The organism is Ferrovibrio sp. (assembly GCF_029255545.1).
In the GTDB taxonomy this organism is placed as follows: domain Bacteria; phylum Pseudomonadota; class Alphaproteobacteria; order Ferrovibrionales; family Ferrovibrionaceae; genus Ferrovibrio.
Window position 1 is genome coordinate 1 of sequence record NZ_JANLJJ010000046.1, and the last position, 3,989, is coordinate 3,989.

The 3,989-nt window shown below is 62.2% G+C and carries 3 protein-coding genes; all 3 read right to left on the reverse strand.

The annotated features are described in order from the left end of the window. Positions 1–382 (reverse strand): nitrate reductase molybdenum cofactor assembly chaperone (narJ, locus tag Q1J79_RS09270; RefSeq protein WP_300299507.1); only part of this gene is annotated, 382 nt, incomplete at its 3' end. Between the two features lie 5 nt (positions 383–387). Next, the gene (narH, locus tag Q1J79_RS09275; RefSeq protein ID WP_300299509.1) at positions 388–1,899 is read right to left on the reverse strand and encodes a nitrate reductase subunit beta; all 1,512 of its coding nucleotides are present in this window, start codon (positions 1,897–1,899) and stop codon (positions 388–390) included. 27 nt (positions 1,900–1,926) lie between these two features. Further along, positions 1,927–3,989, reverse strand: a 2,063-nt coding sequence (locus tag Q1J79_RS09280) for a nitrate reductase subunit alpha (RefSeq protein ID WP_300299511.1), incomplete at its 5' end; no start/stop codon positions are given.

The following is a 3,989-nucleotide window of genomic DNA, read 5'->3' on the forward strand; positions in this document are numbered from 1 at the left end:
CCTGCGGATCGATCTGGCTGAGGAATTCCAGCAGCAGCGGCAGGTAATCGGGCAGTTCGCGCGGATGCGGCTCGAAGCCGTGGCTGCGATAGAGTTCGATCAGCGCCACCATGGCCGGGCCGCGGTCGCGCGAATCGCCATGCACATGCTCATACAGATGCAGGGCGACGGAGCGACCGCGGTCGAACAGGCTGGTGAAGCGTTCCTGCAACGCCATCAGGTCGGCGGCGTCCAGTTCGGCGACCAGGTTGCCGAGCGCGCCGGCAACCTTCGGGCTTGGCTTGAGATCGGCCTCGATGATGGCGCGGATTTCCGGCAATGCCGCCTGCAGGTCGGCGGTGGGATAATCGAGCAGGGCGGAAAGGGCTTTCAGGATGCGCATGATGATCACTCCCCGGCCGCGGCCTGGCGGCCCGGCGCGAACAGGTTGGCCGGTTCCTTGCCGCCCGAGCAGCCCGAACCGAAGGAAAAGCCGCAGCCGCCGCGCAAATCGAAGGCATTCTCGGCATATTCGCGATGGGTGGATGGTATCACATAACGATCCTCGTAATTGGCGATCGCCATGATCTTGTACATGTCCTCGACCTGGGCGAGGCTCAGGCCCACCTGTTCGAGCACGGCCTTGTTTTCCTTAGCCTCGACATGGCGGCTGCGCATGAACACCCGCATGGCCATCATACGCTCCAGTGCCTGCACGACAGGTTCCTCGGCACCGGCGGTGAGCAGGTTGGCCAGATACTTCACCGGGATGCGCAGGCTGCGCACATCGGCGATCTCATCGGCCATGGCGATCTTGCCGGCATCGGCGGCGGCCTGGATCGGCGACAGCGGCGGCACATACCACACCATCGGCAGGGTGCGGTATTCCGGATGCAGCGGGAAGGCGATCTTCCAGTCGATCGCCATCTTGTAGGTCGGCGAATTGCGCGCCGCCTCCAGCCAGTTCTCCGGCACACCGTCGCGGCGGGCCTGCTCGATCACCGCCGGGTCATGCGGATTCAGGAAAATATCGAGCTGGGCCTGATAGAGGTCCTGCTCGGTCGGCGCCGAGGCGGCCTCCTCGATGCGGTCGGCATCGTAAAGCAGCACGCCGAGATAGCGGATGCGGCCGACGCAGGTTTCCGAGCAGACCGTCGGTTCGCCCGCCTCGATGCGCGGGAAGCAGAAGATGCACTTCTCCGCCTTGCCGGATTTCCAGTTGTAGTAAATCTTCTTGTAGGGGCAGGCGCTGACGCACATACGCCAGCCGCGGCATTTATCCTGGTCGATCAGGACGATGCCATCTTCCTCGCGCTTGTAGATCGAGCCCGAGGGACAGGCTGCGACGCAGGCCGGATTCAGGCAATGCTCGCACAGGCGCGGCAGATAGAACATGAAGGTGTTCTCGAACTGCCCGTAGATCTCCTTCTGGATGCCATCGAAGTTCTTGTCCTTCGAGCGCTTGGCAAACTCGGTGCCGAGGATTTCTTCCCAGTTCGGGCCCCACTCGATCTTTTCCATCCGCTTGCCGGTGATCAGCGACACCGGACGGGCCACAGGCATGGCTTCCGATTCCGGCGCCGTCTGCAGGTGATCGTATTCGAAGGTGAAGGGCTCGTAATAATCGTCGATCTCAGGCAGGTGCGGATTAGCGAATATCTTCGCCAGGATGCGCCACCTGCCGCCGATGCGTGGCTCGATTTTGCCGCCGCGGGTGCGCTTCCAGCCACCCTGCCACTTGTCCTGGTTCTCCCATTCCTTGGGATAGCCGATACCGGGTTTGGTCTCGACATTGTTGAACCAGGCGTATTCGACGCCTTCGCGCGAGGTCCAGACATTCTTGCAGGTCACCGAGCAGGTATGGCAACCGATGCACTTGTCCAAGTTCAGGACCATGGCGATTTGAGCACGGACTTTCATGGGACTATCTCCTTGGTCTGTGCTGGCTTATTCGGCCGCCGCGGTGCTGGGCCGCGGGCCGTCCAGCCAATCCACATTGGCCATCTTGCGCACCACGACGAATTCATCGCGGTTGGTGCCGATCGTGCCGTAGTAGTTGAAGCCGTAGCTGAGCTGGGCATAGCCGCCGATCATATGGGTCGGTTTGACCGTGGCGCGCGTCACCGAGTTATGGATGCCGCCACGGGCACCCGTGATCTCGCTGCCCGGCACGTTCACGATCTTCTCCTGGGCGTGATACATCAGGATCATACCCTCGTTGACGCGCTGGCTTACCACCGCACGCGCCACCAGCGCACCGTTGGAGTTGAAGACCTCGACCCAGTCGTTGTCCTCGACGCCGGCCTTCTTGGCATCCACCTCGCTGAGCCAGACGATCGGCCCGCCACGCGAGAGCGTGAGCATCATCAGGTTGTCGGTATAGGTGCTGTGGATGCCCCATTTCTGGTGCGGCGTGATGAAGTTCAGCAGGATTTCCGGGTTGCCGTTGCTGCGCTTGCCATGCACCTCGGCCACGCTGCGCGTGTCGATCGGCGGGCGGTAGGTGGTCAGGCCTTCGCCGAAGGCCAGCATCCAGGGGTGATCCTGATAAAGCTGCTGCCGGCCGGTGAGCGTGCGCCAGGGGATCAGCTCGTGCACGTTGGTATAACAGGCATTGTAGCTAACATGCTCGGATTCCAGACCGCTCCAGGTCGGCGACGAGATGATCTTGCGCGGCTGCGCCTGCAGATCGCGGAAGCGCAGCTTGTCGTCCTCGCGCGGGATGGCTAGGTGGGTATGGTCGCGACCGGTCGCCTTGGACAAGGCCGCCCAGGATTTCACCGCCACCTCGCCGTTGGTTTCCGGCGCCAGCGACAGGATCACCTCGGCCGCCTCGATATCGGTCTCGATCTTCGGCAGGCCATAACTGACGCCCGGCTCGGTGACCTTGCCATTCAGCTTGCCCAGGAAGTCCACCTCATGCTGGGTATTCCAGCTGATGCCCTTGCCGCCATTGCCGATCTTGCTCATGAGCGGACCGAGCGAGGTGAACTTCTTGTAGGTGTTCGGATAATCGCGTTCGACCACCGTGATCTGCGGCATGGTCTTGCCCGGAATGGGCTCGATCTCGCCCTTGCGCCAGTCCTTCGGCTCGAAAGCCTGGCCCAGCTCGGCCGGGGTGTCGTGCATCAGCGGGGTGAGCACGATATCCTTCTCGACGCCAAGATGGCCTTCGCAGACGGTGGAGAATTTCTTGGCGATGCCCTTGAAGATTTCCCAGTCGCTGCGTGCCTCCCAGGCCGGATCAACCGCCGCCGACAGCGGATGGATGAAGGGATGCATGTCGGAGGTGTTCATGTCGTGCTTCTCGTACCAAGTGGCCGTGGGCAGCACGATGTCGGAATACATGCAGGTGGTGGACATGCGGAAGTCGAGTGTCACCAGCAGGTCGAGCTTGCCTTCCGCGGCATCGCGCCAGACCACTTCTTCCGGTTTGCGGCCGCCCTCTTCCCCCAGATCCTTGCCCTGCACACCATGCTGGGTGCCGAGCAGGTATTTGAGGAAATATTCATGCCCCTTGCCGCTGGAGCCCAGGATGTTGGAGCGCCAGACGAACATGTTGCGTGGGAAATTGACCGGGTTGTCCGGATCCTCGCAGGACATGCGGACATTGCCGCTTTTCAGCTTGTCGATCAGATAGGGTCCGGGCTCCTGCCCGGCAGCCGCGGCCTCCTTGGCCAGATGCAGCGGATTGCGCTCGATCTGCGGCGCGCTGGGCAACCATCCCATGCGCTCGGCCCGCACATTGAAATCGATCAGCGAGCCCGTCAGTTTCTTCGGCGCCACCGGTGAGAGGATTTCCTCCACCGCCAGCTTCTCGTATCGCCACTGGCCGGTATGGGCATAGAAGAACGACGTAGAATTCTGCTGGCGCGGTGGACGGTGCCAGTCCAGCGCGAAGGCCAGCGGCAGCCAGCCACATTGCGGACGCAGCTTTTCCTGGCCCACGTAATGTGACCAGCCACCACCCGACTGGCCGATGCAACCACACATCGCCAGCAGGTTGATGA